Here is a 20,075-nt window from a genome sequence, read left to right as displayed (position 1 = left end):
ATCTTAAGTGCGGGTAATTTTAAGTCAATTAACTATAATTTAATTGAGAATGTACTTAAGATTAATCCTAAGCACATTCTGTGCCGGGCATCTTACTCAGAGGTATCCCGAAGGATTATCCCTGCCCGTATTTTTCCAGTAAGGCTTCAGCAATGGCCATCGTTTCAGCATCTGCATTACCATCCCAGCGTTCCGGGCGAAAATGCATCTGGAACACCATAATGACCCGCTTCTGCTGTGCCGGGGTGCTGTTTTCCGGTAACGCGTAGCCATAACGCACCAGCAGATCGAGCAACGCTGCCGTCTCCACGGCCTGATCACGCGGTCGCCCGTTAAGGTAAAACGTCACGCGATCCGGGTCTGGCCAGGCGCCAATCCCTCTTTGCGCCAGTTCACGCCAGGGGAACAGTGGGCCAGGATCGTCCTTACGCTGCGGCGCTATGTCCGAATGCGCGACCACATTCTCCGGCTCGATGTTGTAACGCGCGATAATGTCTTTCGCGAGTGGAATCAATGCGGCAATTTGTGCTGGCTCAAACGGGGTGAAATGTTTCACCTCACCCGTTTTCTGCCAGCCCCGGTTTTCCAGTTCAATGCCCACAGAGGTATCATTTATCCGGTTAGTACCGCGCCAGAAGCTGATCCCTGCATGCCAGGCAAGCTGATCTTCAGGTACTAATTGCCAGATACGGGGCTTGCCATCAGGAGAAGGCGGATGAGCCGGAATGAGGTAATGCGAGCTCACATTTTTGTCCGTTAACGTTGCCAGTGAGCTGTCGAAATCGTCGGCGGTGTAGTGAATGACCAGCACTTTGATACGTGGATACGCCGCCTGTGCCTGATGCCGGGTATCCAGCTCATATGCACCTTTATCAAGGATACCCTTTTCTGTCGCACAGCCTGCCAGCAGCATGGCCAGCAGGAGCGCAGATAACGAGCGCTTCATCGACGGATTTTCACCGCCGTACCACTGACGCTTACCATCAACATACTGGCGTCTTTCCCTACCGTTTCGTAGTCAATATCAATGCCTACAACGGCATCCGCTCCCAATGCTTTCGCCTGTTCACCCAGCTCTTTAAACGCGATTTCTCGCGCTTTGCGCAGCTCTTTTTCGTAAGCACCCGAGCGGCCACCCACGATGTCGCGGATACCGGCAAAAAAGTCGCGGAAAATGTTTGCCCCCAGGATGGCTTCGCCTGTGACCACGCCGCAATACTCGATGATCGGCTGCCCTTCCAGAGTGGGGGTTGTTGAAAACTGCATGGTTTCTCTCCTTTTTAGCGTGAAGCTCAGGCAGCATTATCGGGTCGTTACGCTATGATTGAAAGGATAGTAAATAAATAAGGAAATCAACATGCGCTACTCTGCTTTAACGCTTTTAGTGCCATGCGCGCTGGTGCTCAGCGCCTGCACCACGGTTACACCGGCCTTTAAGGATATCGGTACTCGCAGCGGTCCTTGTATTGACGGCGGCCCGGATGCCGTAGCACAGCAATTCTATGATTATCACATTCAGCATCGCAGTAACGACATCACCGCACTGCGCCCTTACCTCAGTGACAACCTGGCAAAACTGCTGAACGATGCAACCCGCGATCCGCAGCATAATGCGTTGCTCAAATCTGACCCGTTCTCCAGCCGCACCACATTGCCAGACAGCGCTGAAGTCGCCAGTGCATCCACCATCCCGAACACCGATGCCCGGAACATTCCTCTGCGGGTGAAACTCACCCAGGGCACACAATCCTGGCAGGATGAAGTGCTGATGATCCGTGAAGGACAATGCTGGGCGATTGATGATGTCCGCTACGTCGGCGGCAGCGTCCATGCCCCGGCAGGCACGCTACGCCAGTCCATTGAAAACCACTGACCACCCGTTAATCAATTGTTAACCCCGTAAAATGTGCGGCATTTCATCAGGAATGCCGACATTTATACTCGCCGGAATTGCCCTTCGCTATTTTGTGCTATGTTTAGATAGGATTACGGGTTATATTTAACTTTTAACGCAGAAATATTGCATAACTATTCTGTCAACGGTACTATCTGCGGCCTCAATTGCTATAGATTGCCTGGATGAGTAAAGACTGCCCCGATGAGTATTAAACTAAACGGCATTAACTGCTTCTACGGCGCACACCAGGCGCTGTTCGACATCACGCTGAACTGCCCAGAAGGTGAAACGCTGGTTTTGCTTGGCCCAAGCGGCGCGGGCAAAAGCTCCCTTCTGCGTGTCCTTAATCTGCTTGAGATGCCCCGTTCGGGCACGCTGGCTATCGCCGGTAACCATTTTGATTTCGCGAAAGCGCCTTCTGATAAAGCGATTCGTGAACTGCGCCAAAACGTCGGTATGGTCTTCCAGCAATACAATCTCTGGCCGCACCTGACGGTGCTGCAAAACCTGATTGAAGCACCTTGCCGCGTGCTGGGTCTTAGCAAAGACCAGGCAATGGCGCGCGCTGAAAAGCTGCTGGAACGCCTGCGTCTTAAACCATACAGTGACCGCTACCCCCTGCACCTTTCTGGTGGTCAGCAGCAACGTGTGGCGATTGCCCGGGCGCTGATGATGGAGCCTGCCGTACTGCTGTTTGATGAGCCGACGGCTGCACTGGATCCCGAAATTACCGCCCAGATCGTGAGCATTATTCGTGAGCTGGCGGAAACCAATATTACTCAGGTTATTGTGACCCACGAAGTAGAAGTGGCGCGTAAAACCGCCAGCCGCGTGGTCTACATGGAAAACGGGTATATCGTTGAACAAGGTGATGCGAGCTGCTTCACAGCCCCGCAAACCGATGCCTTCAAAAACTATTTATCTCACTGATTTGCCAGGGGAAATGATAATGAAAAAAGTATTGATTGCCGCGCTGCTTGCTAGCGTCAACCTTTCCGCTACCGCAGCCCAGACGATTCGTTTTGCCACTGAGGCCTCTTATCCTCCGTTTGAATCCATCGATGCAAACAACAAAATTGTTGGCTTCGACGTGGATCTGGCAAACGCGTTGTGCAAAGAGATCGACGCGACCTGTACCTTCAGCAATCAGGCGTTCGACAGCCTGATCCCAAGCCTGAAATTCCGTCGTATTGACGCGGTCATGGCCGGTATGGACATCACACCTGAACGTGAAAAACAGGTTCTGTTCTCTACCCCTTATTATGATAACTCTGCACTGTTCATTGGTCAGAAAGGGAAATATGCCTCTGTTGACCTGCTGAAAGGCAAAAAAGTAGGTGTGCAGAACGGTACAACGCACCAGAAATTCATCACGGATAAGCACCCGGAAATCACCACTGTGCCTTACGACAGCTACCAGAATGCGAAACTGGATCTGCAAAATGGTCGTATTGATGCTGTCTTTGGTGATACTGCCGTCGTGACTGAATGGCTGAAAGCAAACGACAAGCTGGCTGCCGTTGGTGACAAAGTGACCGATAAAGATTATTTCGGCACGGGTCTGGGTATCGCCGTCCGTCAGGGCAACACTGAATTGCAGCAGAAATTCAACGCGGCTCTGGAAAAAGTGAAGAAAGACGGCACGTACGAAACCATCTACGCTAAATGGTTCCAGAAGTAAGACCTGATGAACGAAATTTTTCCTTTAGCAAGCGCCGCCGGGATGACCGTCGGCCTTGCCGTTTGTGCACTCATTATCGGCCTGGCGCTGGCGATGGTCTTTGCGGTGTGGGAGTCAGTGAAATGGCGACCTATCGCATGGCTTGGCTCTGCGCTGGTCACGGTACTTCGGGGATTACCGGAAATTCTGGTGGTCCTGTTTATCTATTTCGGTTCCTCGCAGCTGCTGTTAATGCTGTCAGACGGCTTCACCCTCAATCTGGGTTTTGCGCAGATCCCGGTGCAGATGCAAATTGAGAACTTTGACGTCAGTCCGTTCCTGTGTGGCGTGATTGCCCTCTCCCTGCTCTACTCCGCTTACGCGTCGCAAACCCTGCGTGGCGCGCTGAAAGCCGTACCCGTTGGTCAGTGGGAATCGGGCCAGGCATTAGGTTTATCGAAAGCTGCGATCTTTTTCCGCCTGGTGATGCCGCAAATGTGGCGTCATGCCCTGCCAGGGCTCGGCAACCAGTGGCTGGTACTGTTAAAAGATACCGCGCTGGTCAGCCTGATCAGCGTAAATGATTTGATGTTGCAGACCAAAAGTATCGCCACCCGTACCCAGGAGCCGTTTACCTGGTACATTGTGGCGGCCGCTATCTACCTGGTGATCACGTTGCTGAGTCAGTACATCCTGAAGCGTATTGATTTGCGTGCAACGCGTTTTGAACGGAGACCAGGCTGATGCTTGAGTATTTACCTGAGCTGATGAAAGGGCTGCATACCAGCCTGACGCTGACCGTGGCGTCGATCATTGTGGCGCTGATCCTGGCACTCGTCTTCACCATTGTGCTGACGCTGAAAACGCCCGTCGTGGTCTGGATTGTACGTGGTTACATCACCCTGTTCACCGGTACGCCGCTGCTGGTGCAGATCTTCCTGATTTACTACGGGCCGGGCCAGTTTCCGACGTTGCAGAACTATCCGGTTATCTGGCATCTGCTTTCCGAGCCGTGGCTGTGCGCCTTGATTGCACTGTCGCTCAACAGTGCCGCTTACACCACTCAGCTGTTTTACGGTGCTATCCGCGCGATCCCGGAAGGACAATGGCAATCCTGCGGCGCGCTGGGGATGAGCAAGAAAGACACGCTTGCGATCCTTCTGCCTTATGCCTTTAAACGCGCCCTTTCTTCGTACTCTAACGAAGTCGTGCTGGTGTTCAAAAGCACCTCGCTGGCCTATACCATCACGCTGATGGAAGTGATGGGTCACGGACAGTTGTTATATGGACGCACCTACGATGTGATGGTATTCGGTGCGGCAGGCCTGGTTTACCTGGTGGTTAACGGTTTGCTGACGCTGATGATGCGCCTCATCGAACGTAAAGCCCTGGCATTTGAGCGCCGTAATTAGCGTAAACTTTGCATAAAAAGCAATAACAGAGACGGGCAAGTCTAAAGACTGCCCGTCTTTTTTTATGCATTAAATAATATTTAATCATTTTTATTGCATACAAATTCAATAACTGGCATTGTACGTTCATGCCACAGACACGGCGCATAATGACAAGATTGACAGACGGGAGCATTAAAATGAAAAAGGTAGTTCTGGCCGCATTACTGGCAACTTTCGCCGCTGGCGCATCAGCTGCAGATAAAATTAATTTCGGTGTTTCAGCGACATATCCTCCGTTCGAATCACTGGATGCCAGCAACCAGATCGTCGGTTTTGATATCGACCTGGCGAAAGCACTGTGCAAACAGATGCAGGCCGACTGTACTTTTACCAACCATGCATTTGACAGCCTGATCCCGTCTCTTAAATTCAAAAAATACGACGCGGTGATCTCCGGAATGGACATCACACCGGAGCGTAGCAAACAAGTTTCGTTTACCGACCCGTATTACGCGAACTCCGCGGTAGTCATTGCGAAAAAAGGCGAATTCACCTCCTTTGACCAGCTGAAAGGCAAACGCATTGGCATGGAAAACGGCACGACACACCAGAAGTACCTGCAGGACAAGCATCCTGAAGTCAAAACTGTTGCCTACGACAGCTATCAGAATGCGATTATCGACCTAAAAAATGGCCGTATTGATGGCGTGTTTGGCGATACTGCCGTGGTGAACGAATGGCTTAAAACCAACCCGCAACTGGGTACAGCGACAGAAAAAGTGACCGACCCACAATACTTCGGCACAGGCCTGGGTATCGCGGTACGTCCTGATAACAAAGCGCTGCTGGAAAAACTGAACGGCGCACTGAAAGCGATTAAAACTGACGGTACATATCAGAAAATCAGCGATCAGTGGTTCCCGCAGTAATTCTCTTCTGTCGGGTAGCCTGGCCTACGGGGGTGGTATGTAGGCCGGGCCTGCCCGGCAATTTCTCATAAGGGTACAAAGAAGCGAAAACGAGCCCCACTCACCGAATCCATCAGCCTGATCCCACCGCCGTGTAGCTCCAGCATCCTTTTAACAATTAGCAGCCCTAATCCCCCACGATTTTCCCGCGACGCCTGGGAATTTAGTGCAGACGGGCGCTGAAACAGCTCATCGCGCAGTGAGGCATCAACGCCTGAACCGTTATCAGCGACTTCAACCTGTAGCTGCTCATTCTCCTGCCACACCGCCAGCCGAATTTCCCCCCCTGTCGGCGTGTGTCGCATCGCGTTATCCAGCAAATTCGTCACCACACGCTCAATCATCGACACATCGGCGTTAACCAGTGGCAATGGCCCGGGAAGATCAATATGCAGATTGACTTCGCGCGTGCGGGCAGTTAGCTCAAACTTCTGCGCGACGTCGGAAATCAATTCCCCCATCGCAAAGCGCTCACGCTGTGGCTTAATGCCGCCATATTCAAGGCGCGCCAGCTCAAAGAGCTGCTGAGAGAGATGACGGACCTTTTGCCCCTGACGCAGGGCAGTCGCAAGATATTGCTGATGCTCTTGTGGCGTGAGCGTAGCCGATTTCAGTGACAGTGTTTCCAGATAGCCAAGTAAGGAGGTCAGTGGCGTGCGTAAATCATGCGAAATCGTGGCAATAAATTCACGGCGCTGGCGATCGCTGTCCGCCAGTTGATCCCACTGCACAGCAATTTTACGCGCCAGCTCAATAAAGGTGTTACGCAATAGCGTCACCTCATCCCCCGAGGTCAAATCCGTAGTTTGTGCCGCCAGGTGCTTAATCGCGCTGATGCTATCTTGCTCCAGCCCCGTAACATCCGCCGTCAGGCGTTTCACAGGACGCGTCACCCAATACCAGACCAGTAATCCTGCCAGCAGGCCAAACAACGCCACCAGCAGCAGTGACCAAAGTGCCGTACTCCACAGCGCCTTGTGCCAGGCCATGTCGGCAAGGGCATTCGACTCCTCACCTTGCAGGATAATGTACAGATAGCCTTTGAGCTCACCGTCCTGGCGAAGCGGCGTCACGCTAAACACTTTTTGCTTACCCGCACTTCGCGGATCGTCGCCATAGACCGGCATCGCGGCTCCACTTAAAAACGTTTGCAGTGGTGTAATGTCGATCTTTTGCCGCTGGATATGGCCCGGTGGCGCAGCATCGGCCAGTAGCTCGCCGTCAGGGGATATGACATACAGTTCGACGCTCGGATTAAAGGTCATTAACCGGTCTAACAACGGCTTCAGGGCACTACGATCAACCTGGCCCTGCGCGTCCAGAATCGGTTCGCGCTGCACGATCTGTTGCGCCAGACCACCGGATAGCCGCTGTACCATGGCGTTACCGTACTGCATGCTGGTGTACATCTGCACCACGCAGGCCACAGTGGCACAGAGCATCAGCAACAGGATAAACAGCAGCGTCAGACGCTGGCTCAGGCTAAAGCGCCGCATCATGATTCAGCTCCGCAAATTTATAACCTTTCCCCCAGACAGTACGAATGATCTCCGGTTCAGCGGCGTCTTTCTCAATCTTGATGCGCAGGCGGTTGATATGGGTGTTTACGGTGTGCTCATAGCCTTCATGCTGATAGCCCCAGACCTGCTCAAGCAACGCCAGACGCGAAAATACCTCGCCAGGGTGGCGGGCAAAAAACCAGAGCAGTTCAAACTCGCGTGGGGTGAGGTCAACGTCCCGACCGTGCAATTGCACGCTGCGGGTCAGGGGATCGAGCATCAGGCCATGAGCCTGGATTTGCCCGGAGATTTGCGTCTGCCCCATCGCATGCTGACGGCGGAACAAGGCTTTTATGCGCGCCACCAGCTCCTGGACTGAGAAGGGTTTGGCAAGATAATCATCCGCCCCCGTTTCCAGGCCGGTAATACGGTCGGTTTCACTGCTGCGGGCACTGATGATAATCACTGGCAGGTAGCGGGTCATCTGACGGATACGACGGCAAATTTCCAGACCATCCACGCTCGGGAGCATCAGGTCGAGGATCACCGCATCCCACGACGACTGCTCAAGCAGTAATAACGCCCTGCTTCCGTCAGCCTCGTGGGTAATCGCATAGCCTTCGTCTTCTAAATTCAGACGCAGTAACGCCGCGATATCGCGATCGTCTTCCACCAGCAAAATCTGCTTCATCGGTAAGCCTTCATTCATTTCATATGACTAAAGCTTACCTGATTTCAGGCCGGGGAAGAGTTCACATTTTGTTTAAGAGTTAACGGTGATTATTGCCCACCGACCAGACGGTCGATAACGGGATTGATCTTGTACTCCGTACCTCGCCATTTCATGAGCGATAAACCGCCACCCGCACGCAGATGGAAATTGGCAGAGGCAACCATCACCCCTTCGCGATTTATGGTGAAATCTGCAGAGGAGAGATAAGGCACGACATCCCAGGTACGGTATGCCGTGTAGTTCATAATATAACGGCAATTTTCAGGCTTCTCGGTGCTGAACACTTCAGAGTTGATATGGTGATATTGCAGACGTTGTTGCACCACAGGTAATAAATCGCTGACTTTGACCGCATCATTTCGCTGAATACAAATACGATCAATGAGCTCAGTTTTAGGCAATGGATTGACTTTTACAGACGTACAACCCACAAGGCCGATGGCGAACATCGGCAACAGAATGATTTTCTTCATTTTTCTTTTGTCTATGGAAAAGGAGCGGCGATTATGCCACAGCTTTCCTTAACAAAAATTGACATTACGACAGCGGATCTCGTATTAACAGCGTCAATACTTCATAGTGTGCCGTATGTGGGAACATATCGAAAAGTTGGACGCGTGCAATGCGATAACCCGGCAGATCGCGGAAATCTTTTGCCATAGTCTGAGCATTACAGCTTGAGTAGATCATGTAATCCGGGGCCATCTCGCTCAGGTAGTCACACAGCGCTTTGCCTATCCCACGACGTGGTGGATTGACCAGCACCAGTTCCGGCACATCGGCCTGGCCGGTCGCAAACTGTGTGGAGTCAAGCGCCTGGAACTGAAGATTGGTTAGCCCTAATTCAGCGGCAGATTGCTTCGCGCAGGCGATGGCTTCCGCTGAAATCTCAATTCCTGTCAGCGTCATCTCTGGCGTTGCACAATGTAAACCAAAGCCCCCCACACCGCAGAACAGATCCCACATATGGTTGACCGGTAATGCCCGGACCCAGTCACGGGCACTGGCATACAACGCACTTGCGACCGTTGGGTTCGTCTGGAAGAAACTTTGTGGGCGGATCCACAGCGGCACATGGTTGAAGTTCTCTGCCAGGGCGTGCTGTCCGGTGAAGAAGATCTCTTTCTCCCCTTCCATAATCGCCATATGCACAGGCTGAATATTTGCTGTGACGACCTTGAGCTGCGGGAGCTGCAGTTGCAGCCACGGCAAAGCGGCTCGCAGTTGTTCCAGCTTTGCCTCTGAACGCAACACAAAACGCAGCATCATGCCGCCATCCAGCTGGCTTTCTGTCAGCAGGAGGTATTTAAGCTCACCACGTTTACGCGCAACGTTGTAAGGCGTTAACCCTGCTCGGGCAATAAAAGGCTTGAGAGCGGCAAAAACCGGTTCAAATGAGGCTGGATAGAGCGGGCAGTCGGTTAAGTCTTCCGGTGTGCCATCACGATGCAACATCCCCAGCAGCGGTTTTTCGACGCTGCCGCTGACCACCATTTTGGCTTTATTTCGAAACCCCTTTTCCGGCCCACTGACAGGCGCATACCACTCTCCCACCGCATGTTCAGCCAGTAATTGCTGTAAATCGGCCATTTTGGCGGTGAGTTGCCGGGAGACCGGTTGTTCTATCCACTGACAGGAGCGACAGCGACCGGCGTCATAAAGTGCGCACTGCATACGAAAACCTTAAGAATAACGAGGGCTGCGATTATATACACAAAATCATTCAAGTTGTATCAAGGTGAGCAGACGCAACCAACACAGCGACAGCCTGAAGGATGACGTGGATACACACTATTGCAGACGGAAGAACCGTCGGCTGGACGCCGGAGCATACAGCAGACACAGCACCAGGATATCAGGAAGTTTTTGCATGATCAGCGAACGGAAAATCTCTCGTTTTGACTCTCCTGCGATACTGAACAGCTCCGGATAACCGTAACCGATCGAAGCAGCCCAAAGATAGCTCGCCGCAATCACTTGCGTCAGCAGATAGATCCAGCGCGCCCAGTTGCGCCCTTTCACCAGCGAAAACGCACAATAGATCTCAACGAAAACCAGCACCAGACTGGAAAGAAAGACCAGCGTCAAATTCCACGTCTGCACGCTGCGATGGATAAACTCAACAATACCGCTCGTGCCCAGTGTGTTCAGAATCATCAGCAGATCAAGGCAGCGAATCATAATGATGGCGAGCGCCGCCACCTGCACCAGCGCAGGGACGTTCAGACGAGCATGCGAACCACGCGATTGTTTAAAAAATCCCACTGTTTTACTTCCCTGAAAAACAGTGCCGCGACAGGCGCGGCACTTCATGGGAAATTTTAAATGCTTCAGCCGCGTCTTGCACGCTGGATATCACGTACACGCTGTTTTTCCGCGCGAGCCATCAGATACCAGGCGATAAATCCGACAATTCCGACAACCCCCAGAATGATGGAAGCCAGGGCGTTAATCTCAGGGTTAACCCCCATACGCACGCTGGAGAAGACCAACATCGGTAACGTCGTCGCGCCTGGGCCAGAAACAAAGCTGGCGATCACAAGGTCATCCAGCGACAACGTAAAGGCCAGTAACCAGCCGGAAATCACCGCAGGCATAATCATCGGTAACGTGATGATGAAAAAGACCTTCAGCGGCGTTGCACCGAGATCCATCGCCGCCTCTTCAATAGAGTGATCCAGTTCGCGCAGACGCGACGAGATCACGACCGCCACATAGGCAGTACAGAAGGTGACGTGTGCCAGCCAGATGGTCAACATACCGCGATCCGCTGGCCAACCGATGGCATGTGCCAGGGCAACAAACAGCAACAGAAGTGATAAACCGGTAATAACATCTGGCATAACCAGCGGCGCGGTGATCATAAACGCAAAGCCGTTAGACCCACGAAAACGCCCAAAACGAACCATCACCATCGCGGCTATCGTTCCAAGGATCGATGCCATGGTTGCTGCACATGCGGCAATGGTCAGGCTCAACCCTACTGCACTCATCATCGCGTCGTCGTGGAATAACTCGCTGTACCAGCGCGTCGACCAACCCGCCCATACCGTCACCAGCTTGGAACTGTTGAACGAATAGATCACCAGCATCAGCATCGGCGCGTACAGGAAGGTAAATCCGATCACGAGGATCAGAATTCGCCACGGAGAGCGAACGACCGGTAAATTGTTCATCCGTGATCTCCCATCTGTTTTTGCTGATGCTTGTGGAACCACATGATCGGCACAATCAACAGCAGTAACATCACAATCGCCACCGCTGAAGCCACCGGCCAGTCGCGGTTATTGAAGAACTCCTGCCACAGAACACGACCAATCATGATGCTGTCCGGCCCCCCCAGCAGTTCCGGGATCACAAACTCCCCAACCGCCGGGATAAACACCAGCATAGAACCGGCGATAATGCCACCTTTTGTCAGTGGCACAATCACACTAAAGAAGGTCTTTAATGGGCGAGCGCCCAGATCCAGCGACGCCTCAACCAACGAGTAATCGATACGCGTCAGGGCGGTATAAATTGGCAGCACCATAAACGGCAGATAGGCGTACACAATGCCGATATAAACAGCCAGATTGGTGTGCAGAATGGTCAGCGGCTGATCGATAACCCCAAGCCACATCAGAACGTTATTCAGCACCCCGTTGTTTTTCAGGATCCCCATCCACGCATACACGCGGATCAGGAATGAGGTCCAGGACGGGAGGATCACCAGCAACAACAGAATATTGCGCGTCGACGGTTTACTGTGCGCCACCGCCCACGCGAGCGGATACCCCAACAACAGACAGCAGATCGTCGAGATCCCCGCCACCTGCAACGACTGCAGATAGGCTTCAAAATAGAGCGGGTCGTCGGTGAGCTGAAGGAAATTACCCAGATTCAGCGTCAGCGTTAGTTGCCCGTCGGCCCAGTCCAGCAGGTTGGTGTACGGCGGGATCGCCCGCGCCATTTCGGCGAGACTTATCTTAAAGACGATCAGGAAAGGTAACAGAAACAGCAGGATCAGCCACACATACGGCATGGCGATCACCAGCTTGCGCCCATGCGCCATCTGCATGCGCGCCAGCCAATGCCCAAAGCCGCCCGGTTTTTCTACACGGCGGGCTGGAGGTTCAAGTGTACTCATGATCGCTCCTTATACCGTCAGCACGACGCAACTGTCTGCATCCCAGCACAGACGCACTTCGTCGCCCCAGGTCGGCAGACCTTTACGGTAACGGTGTTCGTTCTGCAACTGAGCACTGATCATCTGCCCGCTACTCAGACGCACATGGTAAATCGAGAGATCGCCCAGATAGGCAATATGCACCACTTCCCCGACGGCAAAGTTGTAACCATCGGCAGGCGGTTCTTCGCAGAGCATGATTTTTTCCGGACGAAGCGCCACGTAAACCGGTACGTTATCCACCACCGACGCATCAACATCGACTTTCAGGGGGTGAACAAGCCCAGGAGATTCAATCACCAGCCCATCTTCCTGACGATCTTTCAGCAGCCCTTCGAACACATTAACCGAGCCAATAAACTCTGCGCTGTAGCGCGTGGTCGGATGTTCGTAGATCTCTTCCGGCTCACCAATTTGCACAAACTTACCGCGATTCATGATCGCAATGCGTCCAGCCATGGTCATCGCCTCTTCCTGATCGTGAGTCACCATGACGCAGGTCGCCCCCACACGCTCAAGAATATCCACCACTTCCAGCTGCATACGGTCGCGCAGTTTTTTATCCAGCGCTCCCATCGGCTCGTCGAGCAGCAGCAGTTTCGGGCGTTTCGCCAGGCTTCTCGCCAGCGCCACACGCTGACGCTGACCGCCTGAAAGCTGGTGCGGTTTACGTTTGGCGAACTCCTGCATATGCACGAGACTCAACATCTCGGCCACACGCGCCGTGATTTCGGCTTTTGGCAGCTTGTCCTGCTTCAGGCCAAAGGCAATGTTCTGCTCAACGGTCATGTGCGGAAACAGGGCGTAGGACTGGAACATCATGTTAATCGGGCGTTGATACGGTGGTACGCTGGAGAGATCAACACCATCCAGCACAATCTGCCCGGCTGTCGGCTGTTCAAAACCGGCCAGCATACGCAGCAATGTAGATTTACCACAGCCAGACGCACCCAGCAGCGCAAAAATCTCGCCTTTGTAGATGGTCAGGCTAACGTCGTCCACGGCATGCTGGCCGTCAAAAGATTTCGTGAGGTTACGGATTTCAAGAAGCGGGGTCAGCGCTTTACGGACTTTCGCCTGCGGGCGGGGGATCACTTCATTCACGGGGTGTTCTCCGGCATAAATCAAAACTGGTGCAAACGCACCAAAAGGGTGCGTATCGCCGGGCAGAACAACACCTGCCCGGCATACATCTCACAAAGCCTTATTTACCGCTTTTCACCTTCGTCCACGCACGCGTACGCACGCGGTCAATTTTTGGGTCCTGCACTTTCAGGGTGAACAGCTTGGCGAAGACATCGGCTGGCGGATAGATCGCCGGATTATTGCGGATTTCTTCGCTGACCAGCGGCACAGACGCCTTATTACCGTTAGCGTAATACACGTGGTCACTGATGTGGGCGATCACGTCCGGACGCATCAGGTAGTTGAGGAACTGATACGCTTCGTCTTTATTTTTGGCATCAGCAGGCATGGCGAACACGTCGAAGAACGCCAGAGCCCCTTCTTTTGGAATGAAGTAAGACACATTCACGCCATTTTTAGCCTCTTTCGCACGGTTAGCCGCCTGCCAGACATCGCCTGCCCAACCGATGGCCACACAAATGTCGCCATTTGCCAGGTCGTTAATGTACTGGGATGAGTGGAAGTAGCGAATGTTTGGACGCAGCTTCAGCAGCAGATCGGTCGCCGGGCCGGTGTAGTCATCGGCTTTAGTGCTGTTTGGATCTTTGCCCAGATAGTTAAGTACGGTGGCAAAAATCTCTTCCGGGGCGTCCAGGAAGGAGACACCGCAGCTTTTCAGCTTCTCAAGGTTTTCAGGCTTCAGCACCACGTCCCAGCTATCGAGTTTGACGTCTTTGCCGAGGACCGCTTTCACTTTGTCGACGTTATAGCCGATACCAGTGGTCGCCCACAGATAAGGCATCGCGTATTTGTTGTCCGGGTCATGCTTTGCAACCAGCTTCAGCACTTCCGGATCGAGGTTTTTCCAGTTCGGTAATTTGCTTTTATCCAGCGGCTGGAAGACGCCTGCGGTCAGTTGACGCTCCAGGAAGCTTGCGGACGGAACCACCAGGTCAAAGCCGGTGCTTCCCGCCATCAGTTTGCCTTCCAGAACTTCGTTCGAATCGAACACGTCATAGACCACTTTGATCCCGGTCTCTTTTTCGAAGTTTGCCACCGTATCCGGCGCGATATAGTCAGACCAGTTATAAACGTGCAGCGTTTTTTGTTCCGCAGCGAGCGAGCCGGCAGAGACGGCCATCAGAGCACCCGCAACCAGACCCGATAACCATTTTTTATTCAAGGCGATCATATCGTTATTCCTTATGAAAGCTCGTTAACAAACGAACTAAAACTGTGCAATCTGAAGATATGCAATATTCATGCATATTTTGTCGCTCTGCCCGAAATAAAAAGAAACGACGTTATCCGGCAGTATTCGCTCGCTTTTTTAAGCATCGCAAGAATAACTGTAGCCCGTGTCTCCGGCTATAGCCCAGACGAAAAAACGCCTTTTATCAATTTTTTATGCAGGTAATGTCTACGTGATAAGCCGAAATGGCCTTTGGGGAGGTGAAAAATTCTTTAAAGAAAGGTTACAAGTAGCAGAAAAAATGGTGTTATGCAGCCGCTCTGGCAGCGACTGCGCAAAAGTCAGACAGCACTAGTGAAGAAAATTGGGAGATGCATCATTATTCTCTGCGTCATCTTCACTGCCATACAGCAGATGATGTGCACTGGCTTCCAGCATCACCATCGAGATCTGCTCTTCGCTCAGGCGCATAAACCAGGAAAACTGTTTGAAGGAGAGCCCTGCTCCAGCGAATAAAGACTGGCAAACAACCAGTTTTGGCAGATTATCATCCTGAATATCGAGAAATGCTTTCACCGTCAAAGAACTGGCATTAATAGCCGACAGATCGGAAGCCAGCGCCAGCAGCGCTGAAGGCTTCACTTCAGCCAGGGCGGAGAAAAGAATCACGTCGTTGATCAGATCGATTTTGGCATCGAACACGCCGTCGAAATTTTGCATATGCGGCAAGTGCAGCGCCTGACAGGAATCACACTCAAAGTAAGTGATTCCCGCATCATCGAGCCATTGACGTAACGTATCCAGTGTTGGTACGACCTGTAAATCCATCGCTGTGCAGCCTCTTAAGAAAAAACTTCGCCTAGATTACGCAAAAAATACGCAGTGATCCATTTAACCGCCCGTTTTCAGGCAGAACCCCGGCGTCGCATGGCGTTCGATCCATGCGATCATTTTACCCGCAATATCAATACCCGTGGTTTTCTCGACGCCTTCCAGCCCCGGTGAGGCATTCACTTCCATCACCAGCGGCCCTCGCGTCGCGCGCAGAATATCGACACCCGCAATATCCAGTCCCAGCGTTTGTGCGGCTTTAACAGCCATTTCGCGCTCACGTTCGCTGATATCAGCTACCCGCGCTACACCACCACGGTGCAAATTAGAACGGAAATCGCCCTCTTTTGCCTGACGTTCAATGGCAGCCACGACTTCATCGCCCACCACAAGGCAGCGAATGTCCCGCCCTTTGGCCTCTTCGATATATTCCTGCACCAGAATATGGGCATTGAGGCCGCGAAACGCATCAATAACGCTTTCAGCCGCCTGGCGCGTCTCTGCCAGTACTACGCCAATACCTTGCGTACCTTCCACCAGCTTGATCACCAACGGCGCGCCCCCGACCATATCAATCAGATCGCTGGTGTCGTCCGGCGAATGGGCAATTCCGGTGACGGGCAGATCAATGCCCTGACGGGCCAGCAGTTGCAGCGAGCGGAGCTTATCGCGGGCGCGTGAGATCGCGACGGATTCATTGAGGGGGTAACTTCCGAGCATTTCGAACTGACGTAATGCGGCAGTACCGTAGTAAGTAATCTGAGAACCAATACGGGGGATGACCGCGTCGAAATGCGGTAACTGACGACCTTTATAGTGAATCGACGACGCTGCCGGGTCGATATTCATATAACAGGACAGCGGATCGAGGATCTCAACCTGATGGCCGCGCTTTAGTGCCGCTTCGCGCAGGCGCTTGCATGAATAGAGCGTTCCATCCCGGGACAAAATGGCAATGTTCACCCTGCACCTCTCTAATAACATGGGAAAAGCCTGCGTATCATACACGCAGGCAGGCACAGGATGAATGCACTATCGCGTTGCCCAGCCCTGTTTATGCAAATAGTCGAGAATAAACGGACGGTTTTCTTTAATGATGGTGCGACGAATATGGTCGCTCCAGGTATCCCGACGGGTATTGCTGCCGCGCGTCAGGTAGTAGTGCGCCAGCTCGTCATCGTAGTGTGCCAGTACATCCTGGTCGACTGGCTGATAGTGGTTTTCATGCATGATCATGCTTGCAGGCAGGCGTGGTTTGACGTCCGGGTTATCCGCCGGCCAGCCGAGGCACAGGCCAAAGAGCGGTAAAACGTGTTTAGGCAGCTTCAACAGTTCTGTCACGCTTTCAATGTTATTGCGCAAACCGCCGATGTACACCCCACCCAACCCTAATGATTCCGCTGCTGTCAGGGCATTTTGCGCCATCAACGCCGTATCCACGACGCCGAGCAACAGTTGTTCCGCCAGGCCAAGCTCAGCCTCCGGACAGATCTGCAAATGGCGGTTAAAGTCGGCGCAAAACACCCAAAACTCCGCCGCCTGAGCCACATGTTTTTGCCCACCCGTTAGCGTCACCAGTTGTTCACGCATTGCGGGGTCGGTAATACGAATAATAGAGCTGCACTGTAAAAAACTGGAGCTGGATGTACCCCTTGCGCTGTCCACAATGGCTTCGCGCTGTGCCTGAGTGATTGGCTCATCGGTAAAATGGCGAATCGAACGGTGGGAACGTAGCAGGTCAATCGTTGGCGTCATGTTGTCTCTCTTTGGTCTGTCTGTACGCAATATGGCAGCCAGTATAGGCAATGATATGCTGCATGTAATTGGCGAAACATAGCTCAGAGATATTAAAGCGACAGGTGAAACCTTCTTTCCATGACGGCAGGTTATCGTGCAATATACGCTCCATTCGCCGTCAGGCTTGTTTTTTGAGGAGAGAGAAATGTTTGCAGTGATTTTTGGTCGTCCAGGATGCCCTTACTGCGTGCGCGCAAAAGAACTGGCTGAGAAACTGACCGAAGAGCGTGATGACTTCAACTTCCGTTATGTGGATATCCACGCGGAAGGTATCACCAAAGCCGATCTGGAAAAAACCGTGGGTAAACCGGTTGAAACCGTCCCGCAGATTTTCCTCGATCAGAAGCACATTGGCGGCTGCACCGATTTTGAAGCCTACGCGAAAGAAAATCTGGGTCTTTTTGCTGCTCAGTAATGTCTGAACGTTATCGATAAACGCCCTCAAAATGAGGGCGTTTTTATTTGCGGTGACGCCGTCGGTGTAGCATGCGACGCACAAATAAAAAGCATAGCGCCCCCAGCGCACACCAGAACACCCCGCTCATCAGCCATGCCAGTTCCTGCAAGAATGAGCGCGATGAGACAAACAGCACGCGCATCAACAACAAACATACTGGCGCAGCGAGCATTGCCCCTAACAGGGGTCTGATGACTTCTCCCCGGCGGGAGAGAAAACTCGCGGCTGCACCGGGAAGCACAAAAAAGAGCAAGCCCAGTTCAGAATGACCAGAGGCTCTGAACGCTCCCGTGACATTGAGGGATAACGACAGGCAAACCACCGTAAATAACAAAAAACCGCTGACGATCCCCGCCCAGTTGCGCTTGATGTTCAAATAATCCTCCTGACTTCATCTCTATCGAATACACATTCGTCCTGCGGACGCCCAGTCAGATAAAGCAATGCGGCATTCCTTGCCTAAGCTCATACAGTGTTGCGCGATCTTCACTAGCCGTAGATATCTAATACGATTAAACTAACGACCTGTTATTGCTCTGTGGGATATAAAGCGCATGTGCCAAAAGGTACGTTTTCTTTCGCACACAGAGCAAAACAGTAGCCTAAATAACCCTTCCTTTCAACAGCTTACTGGTAAACAAGAAGTTAGCCTCCGTGAATATAAACGTCGCAGACTTGTTAAATGGGAATTACATCCTGTTATTATTTGTGGTACTTGCGCTGGGCCTCTGTCTGGGTAAATTGCGCCTGGGTTCAGTTCAACTTGGTAATTCCATTGGCGTTTTGGTGGTCTCATTATTATTAGGTCAGCAACATTTCAGCATTAACACGGATGCGCTCAATCTTGGGTTTATGCTGTTTATTTTTTGTGTAGGCGTGGAAGCGGGTCCGAACTTTTTTTCCATTTTCTTCCGCGACGGCAAAAATTACCTGATGCTGGCGCTGGTGATGGTCGGTAGCGCGCTGCTGATCGCACTTGGTCTCGGTAAGCTGTTTGGCTGGGATATCGGCTTAACGGCCGGGATGCTGGCAGGCTCCATGACCTCAACCCCTGTTCTGGTAGGTGCGGGGGACACGTTGCGCCACTCCGGAATGGAAGGCTCCCAGCTCTCTACCGCCCTCGATCACCTGAGTCTCGGTTATGCTCTGACCTATCTGATTGGCCTGGTAAGCCTGATTGTGGGCGCGCGTTATCTGCCCAAACTGCAGCATCAGGATTTGCAGACCAGCGCCCAGCAGATTGCGCGCGAGCGCGGGCTGGATACTGATACCAAGCGTAAAGTCTACCTGCCCGTTATTCGTGCTTATCGCGTAGGGCCAGAGCTGGTGGCCTGGGCTGACGGCAAAAACCTGCGTGAACTGGGGATCTACCGCCAGACGGGCTGCTATATCGAACGTATTCGCCGTAACGGTATTCTGGCAAACCCTGACGGTGACGCGGTGTTGCAGATGGGCGATGATATTGCGCTCGTCGGCTATCCCGACGCCCATGCGCGCCTCGACCCCAGTTTCCGTAACGGAAAAGAGGTGTTTGACCGGGATCTGCTCGACATGCGTATCGTCACCGAAGAGATTGTGGTGAAAAACCACAACGCAGTCGGCCGCCGCCTGGCACAACTGAAACTGACCGACCACGGCTGCTTCTTAAACCGCGTGATCCGCAGCCAGATTGAAATGCCTATCGACGATAACGTCGTCCTGAACAAAGGCGATGTATTGCAGGTGAGCGGCGATGCTCGTCGCGTTAAAACCGTTGCCGAACGTATCGGCTTTATCTCAATTCACAGCCAGGTCACCGACCTGCTGGCTTTTTGTGCCTTCTTTATTGTGGGCCTGATGATCGGGATGATCACCTTCCAGTTCAGCAACTTTAGCTTCGGCATCGGTAACGCCGCCGGGTTGCTGTTTGCTGGGATCATGCTCGGATTCCTGCGTGCGAACCATCCAACATTTGGCTATATCCCGCAAGGCGCACTGAACATGGTCAAAGAGTTTGGCCTGATGGTCTTTATGGCTGGCGTCGGATTAAGCGCAGGCAGCGGCATTGGTCACAGCCTGGGGGCCGTAGGCTGGCAGATGCTGGTATCAGGCCTGATTGTCAGCCTGGTTCCTGTGGTGATCTGTTTCCTGTTTGGGGCTTACGTGCTGCGTATGAACCGCGCCCTGCTGTTTGGCGCAATGATGGGCGCACGTACCTGTGCGCCGGCAATGGAAATTATCAGTGATACCGCGCGCAGCAATATTCCGGCGCTGGGCTATGCCGGCACGTACGCCATCGCCAACGTACTGCTGACTCTGGCCGGTACGCTTATCATCATCATCTGGCCGGGACTCGGATAACTCTCAAGTTTGCG

Annotated in this window: 23 protein-coding genes; 8 read left to right on the top strand and 15 right to left on the bottom strand. The window is 52.7% G+C overall.

Features of this window, described 5'->3' with window-relative positions:
• Positions 1–115: 115 nt before the first annotated feature.
• Together HV346_RS07180 and HV346_RS07175 are read right to left on the bottom strand one after the other, a co-directional pair.
• A complete protein-coding gene (locus HV346_RS07180) occupies positions 116–946 on the bottom strand; it encodes an N-acetylmuramoyl-L-alanine amidase (protein ID WP_181622843.1) in 831 nt (276 codons plus the stop codon).
• On the bottom strand, positions 943–1,266 hold the full coding sequence (locus HV346_RS07175) for a heavy metal-binding domain-containing protein (protein ID WP_181622842.1): 324 nt from the start codon (positions 1,264–1,266) through the stop codon (positions 943–945). Before HV346_RS07175 ends, HV346_RS07180 begins: the two co-directional genes overlap by 4 nt.
• Before the next feature lie 91 nt (positions 1,267–1,357).
• Here HV346_RS07175 and HV346_RS07170 point away from each other — a divergent pair, with 91 nt between their 5' ends.
• From HV346_RS07170 to artJ, 6 genes are all read left to right on the top strand, one after another.
• Entirely contained in the window at positions 1,358–1,873 is a 516-nt protein-coding gene (locus tag HV346_RS07170; RefSeq protein WP_181622841.1) for a lipoprotein, read from the top strand.
• A 225-nt stretch (positions 1,874–2,098) separates the two neighbouring features.
• Positions 2,099–2,827: an arginine ABC transporter ATP-binding protein ArtP gene (gene artP, locus HV346_RS07165; protein WP_181622840.1), complete on the top strand. Its 729-nt coding sequence runs from the start codon at positions 2,099–2,101 to the stop codon at positions 2,825–2,827.
• 19 nt (positions 2,828–2,846) lie between these two features.
• Positions 2,847–3,578 carry an arginine ABC transporter substrate-binding protein ArtI gene (gene artI, locus HV346_RS07160; RefSeq protein ID WP_181622839.1) on the top strand — a complete coding sequence of 244 codons (732 nt, stop codon included), beginning with the start codon at positions 2,847–2,849 and terminating at the stop codon, positions 3,576–3,578.
• Positions 3,579–3,584: 6 nt separating this feature from the next.
• Positions 3,585–4,301, top strand: a complete 717-nt coding sequence (artQ, locus tag HV346_RS07155; protein WP_181622838.1) for an arginine ABC transporter permease ArtQ — start codon at positions 3,585–3,587, stop codon at positions 4,299–4,301.
• Positions 4,301–4,969 carry an arginine ABC transporter permease ArtM gene (gene artM / locus HV346_RS07150; RefSeq protein WP_181622837.1) on the top strand — a complete coding sequence of 223 codons (669 nt, stop codon included), beginning with the start codon at positions 4,301–4,303 and terminating at the stop codon, positions 4,967–4,969. Before artQ ends, artM begins: the two co-directional genes overlap by 1 nt.
• Positions 4,970–5,148: 179 nt before the next feature.
• The gene (gene artJ / locus HV346_RS07145; protein ID WP_181622836.1) at positions 5,149–5,880 is read left to right on the top strand and encodes an arginine ABC transporter substrate-binding protein ArtJ; all 732 of its coding nucleotides are present in this window, start codon (positions 5,149–5,151) and stop codon (positions 5,878–5,880) included.
• A 65-nt stretch (positions 5,881–5,945) separates the two neighbouring features.
• On the opposite strand, the gene HV346_RS07140 is transcribed toward artJ, so the two are convergent.
• The 12 genes from HV346_RS07140 to nfsA form a co-directional block, all read right to left on the bottom strand.
• Positions 5,946–7,418, bottom strand: a complete 1,473-nt coding sequence (locus HV346_RS07140; RefSeq protein ID WP_181622835.1) for an ATP-binding protein — start codon at positions 7,416–7,418, stop codon at positions 5,946–5,948.
• Positions 7,402–8,109 (bottom strand): response regulator transcription factor, encoded by a 708-nt coding sequence (locus HV346_RS07135; RefSeq protein WP_181622834.1) that lies wholly within the window; start codon positions 8,107–8,109, stop codon positions 7,402–7,404. The genes HV346_RS07140 and HV346_RS07135 overlap by 17 nt, the downstream gene beginning before the upstream one ends.
• An 89-nt stretch (positions 8,110–8,198) precedes the next feature.
• Positions 8,199–8,624 carry an Sbal_3080 family lipoprotein gene (locus HV346_RS07130; protein WP_181622833.1) on the bottom strand — a complete coding sequence of 142 codons (426 nt, stop codon included), beginning with the start codon at positions 8,622–8,624 and terminating at the stop codon, positions 8,199–8,201.
• 64 nt (positions 8,625–8,688) lie between these two features.
• Positions 8,689–9,825: a 23S rRNA (uracil(747)-C(5))-methyltransferase RlmC gene (rlmC, locus tag HV346_RS07125; RefSeq protein WP_181622832.1), complete on the bottom strand. Its 1,137-nt coding sequence runs from the start codon at positions 9,823–9,825 to the stop codon at positions 8,689–8,691.
• A 117-nt stretch (positions 9,826–9,942) separates the two neighbouring features.
• Complete coding sequence (locus tag HV346_RS07120; protein WP_181622831.1) at positions 9,943–10,464, bottom strand: YbjO family protein; 522 nt, start codon at positions 10,462–10,464, stop codon at positions 9,943–9,945.
• A 17-nt stretch (positions 10,465–10,481) separates the two neighbouring features.
• Positions 10,482–11,327 carry a putrescine ABC transporter permease PotI gene (gene potI / locus HV346_RS07115; protein WP_181622830.1) on the bottom strand — a complete coding sequence of 282 codons (846 nt, stop codon included), beginning with the start codon at positions 11,325–11,327 and terminating at the stop codon, positions 10,482–10,484.
• On the bottom strand, positions 11,324–12,280 hold the full coding sequence (potH, locus tag HV346_RS07110) for a putrescine ABC transporter permease PotH (protein WP_181622829.1): 957 nt from the start codon (positions 12,278–12,280) through the stop codon (positions 11,324–11,326). The genes potI and potH overlap by 4 nt, the downstream gene beginning before the upstream one ends.
• Before the next feature lie 9 nt (positions 12,281–12,289).
• Positions 12,290–13,423 carry a putrescine ABC transporter ATP-binding subunit PotG gene (potG, locus tag HV346_RS07105; RefSeq protein WP_181622828.1) on the bottom strand — a complete coding sequence of 378 codons (1,134 nt, stop codon included), beginning with the start codon at positions 13,421–13,423 and terminating at the stop codon, positions 12,290–12,292.
• A gap of 100 nt (positions 13,424–13,523) precedes the next feature.
• Positions 13,524–14,636 carry a spermidine/putrescine ABC transporter substrate-binding protein PotF gene (potF, locus tag HV346_RS07100; RefSeq protein ID WP_181622827.1) on the bottom strand — a complete coding sequence of 371 codons (1,113 nt, stop codon included), beginning with the start codon at positions 14,634–14,636 and terminating at the stop codon, positions 13,524–13,526.
• A gap of 351 nt (positions 14,637–14,987) precedes the next feature.
• Entirely contained in the window at positions 14,988–15,464 is a 477-nt protein-coding gene (locus tag HV346_RS07095) for a YbjN domain-containing protein (RefSeq protein ID WP_181622826.1), read from the bottom strand.
• A gap of 63 nt (positions 15,465–15,527) precedes the next feature.
• Positions 15,528–16,430, bottom strand: a complete 903-nt coding sequence (gene rimK, locus HV346_RS07090; RefSeq protein WP_181622825.1) for a 30S ribosomal protein S6--L-glutamate ligase — start codon at positions 16,428–16,430, stop codon at positions 15,528–15,530.
• A gap of 69 nt (positions 16,431–16,499) precedes the next feature.
• Entirely contained in the window at positions 16,500–17,222 is a 723-nt protein-coding gene (nfsA, locus tag HV346_RS07085) for a nitroreductase NfsA (protein WP_181622824.1), read from the bottom strand.
• 187 nt (positions 17,223–17,409) lie between these two features.
• Between nfsA and HV346_RS07080 the strand changes: the two genes are divergently transcribed.
• On the top strand, positions 17,410–17,679 hold the full coding sequence (locus HV346_RS07080) for a GrxA family glutaredoxin (protein WP_010429050.1): 270 nt from the start codon (positions 17,410–17,412) through the stop codon (positions 17,677–17,679).
• Positions 17,680–17,722: 43 nt separating this feature from the next.
• On the opposite strand, the gene HV346_RS07075 is transcribed toward HV346_RS07080, so the two are convergent.
• The gene (locus HV346_RS07075; protein WP_181622823.1) at positions 17,723–18,097 is read right to left on the bottom strand and encodes an inner membrane protein YbjM; all 375 of its coding nucleotides are present in this window, start codon (positions 18,095–18,097) and stop codon (positions 17,723–17,725) included.
• A 278-nt stretch (positions 18,098–18,375) separates the two neighbouring features.
• Between HV346_RS07075 and HV346_RS07070 the strand changes: the two genes are divergently transcribed.
• Positions 18,376–20,061, top strand: a complete 1,686-nt coding sequence (locus HV346_RS07070; RefSeq protein ID WP_181622822.1) for an aspartate:alanine antiporter — start codon at positions 18,376–18,378, stop codon at positions 20,059–20,061.
• Positions 20,062–20,075 lie beyond the last annotated feature (14 nt).

This window comes from Enterobacter sp. RHBSTW-00994 (assembly GCF_013782625.1).
In the GTDB taxonomy this organism is placed as follows: domain Bacteria; phylum Pseudomonadota; class Gammaproteobacteria; order Enterobacterales; family Enterobacteriaceae; genus Enterobacter.
The sequence above is the reverse complement of the archived record's forward strand: the minus strand, read 5'-3'. Positions and strand labels throughout refer to the sequence as shown.

Excerpts from the sequence above, each read along its gene's own strand:
- potF (WP_181622827.1), bottom strand. The coding sequence starts at position 14,636 with ATGATCGCCTTGAATAAAAAATGGTTATCGGGTCTGGTTGCGGGTGCT.
- HV346_RS07120 (WP_181622831.1), bottom strand. The coding sequence starts at position 10,464 with ATGAAGTGCCGCGCCTGTCGCGGCACTGTTTTTCAGGGAAGTAAAACA.
- artP (WP_181622840.1), top strand. The coding sequence starts at position 2,099 with ATGAGTATTAAACTAAACGGCATTAACTGCTTCTACGGCGCACACCAG.
- artJ (WP_181622836.1), top strand. The coding sequence starts at position 5,149 with ATGAAAAAGGTAGTTCTGGCCGCATTACTGGCAACTTTCGCCGCTGGC.
- HV346_RS07080 (WP_010429050.1), top strand. The coding sequence starts at position 17,410 with ATGTTTGCAGTGATTTTTGGTCGTCCAGGATGCCCTTACTGCGTGCGC.
- HV346_RS07175 (WP_181622842.1), bottom strand. The coding sequence starts at position 1,266 with ATGCAGTTTTCAACAACCCCCACTCTGGAAGGGCAGCCGATCATCGAG.
- nfsA (WP_181622824.1), bottom strand. The coding sequence starts at position 17,222 with ATGACGCCAACGATTGACCTGCTACGTTCCCACCGTTCGATTCGCCAT.
- potI (WP_181622830.1), bottom strand. The coding sequence starts at position 11,327 with ATGAACAATTTACCGGTCGTTCGCTCTCCGTGGCGAATTCTGATCCTC.
- artI (WP_181622839.1), top strand. The coding sequence starts at position 2,847 with ATGAAAAAAGTATTGATTGCCGCGCTGCTTGCTAGCGTCAACCTTTCC.
- HV346_RS07130 (WP_181622833.1), bottom strand. The coding sequence starts at position 8,624 with ATGAAGAAAATCATTCTGTTGCCGATGTTCGCCATCGGCCTTGTGGGT.
- artQ (WP_181622838.1), top strand. The coding sequence starts at position 3,585 with ATGAACGAAATTTTTCCTTTAGCAAGCGCCGCCGGGATGACCGTCGGC.
- artM (WP_181622837.1), top strand. The coding sequence starts at position 4,301 with ATGCTTGAGTATTTACCTGAGCTGATGAAAGGGCTGCATACCAGCCTG.
- HV346_RS07140 (WP_181622835.1), bottom strand. The coding sequence starts at position 7,418 with ATGATGCGGCGCTTTAGCCTGAGCCAGCGTCTGACGCTGCTGTTTATC.
- HV346_RS07180 (WP_181622843.1), bottom strand. The coding sequence starts at position 946 with ATGAAGCGCTCGTTATCTGCGCTCCTGCTGGCCATGCTGCTGGCAGGC.
- HV346_RS07135 (WP_181622834.1), bottom strand. The coding sequence starts at position 8,109 with ATGAAGCAGATTTTGCTGGTGGAAGACGATCGCGATATCGCGGCGTTA.
- rlmC (WP_181622832.1), bottom strand. The coding sequence starts at position 9,825 with ATGCAGTGCGCACTTTATGACGCCGGTCGCTGTCGCTCCTGTCAGTGG.
- potH (WP_181622829.1), bottom strand. The coding sequence starts at position 12,280 with ATGAGTACACTTGAACCTCCAGCCCGCCGTGTAGAAAAACCGGGCGGC.
- HV346_RS07170 (WP_181622841.1), top strand. The coding sequence starts at position 1,358 with ATGCGCTACTCTGCTTTAACGCTTTTAGTGCCATGCGCGCTGGTGCTC.
- HV346_RS07095 (WP_181622826.1), bottom strand. The coding sequence starts at position 15,464 with ATGGATTTACAGGTCGTACCAACACTGGATACGTTACGTCAATGGCTC.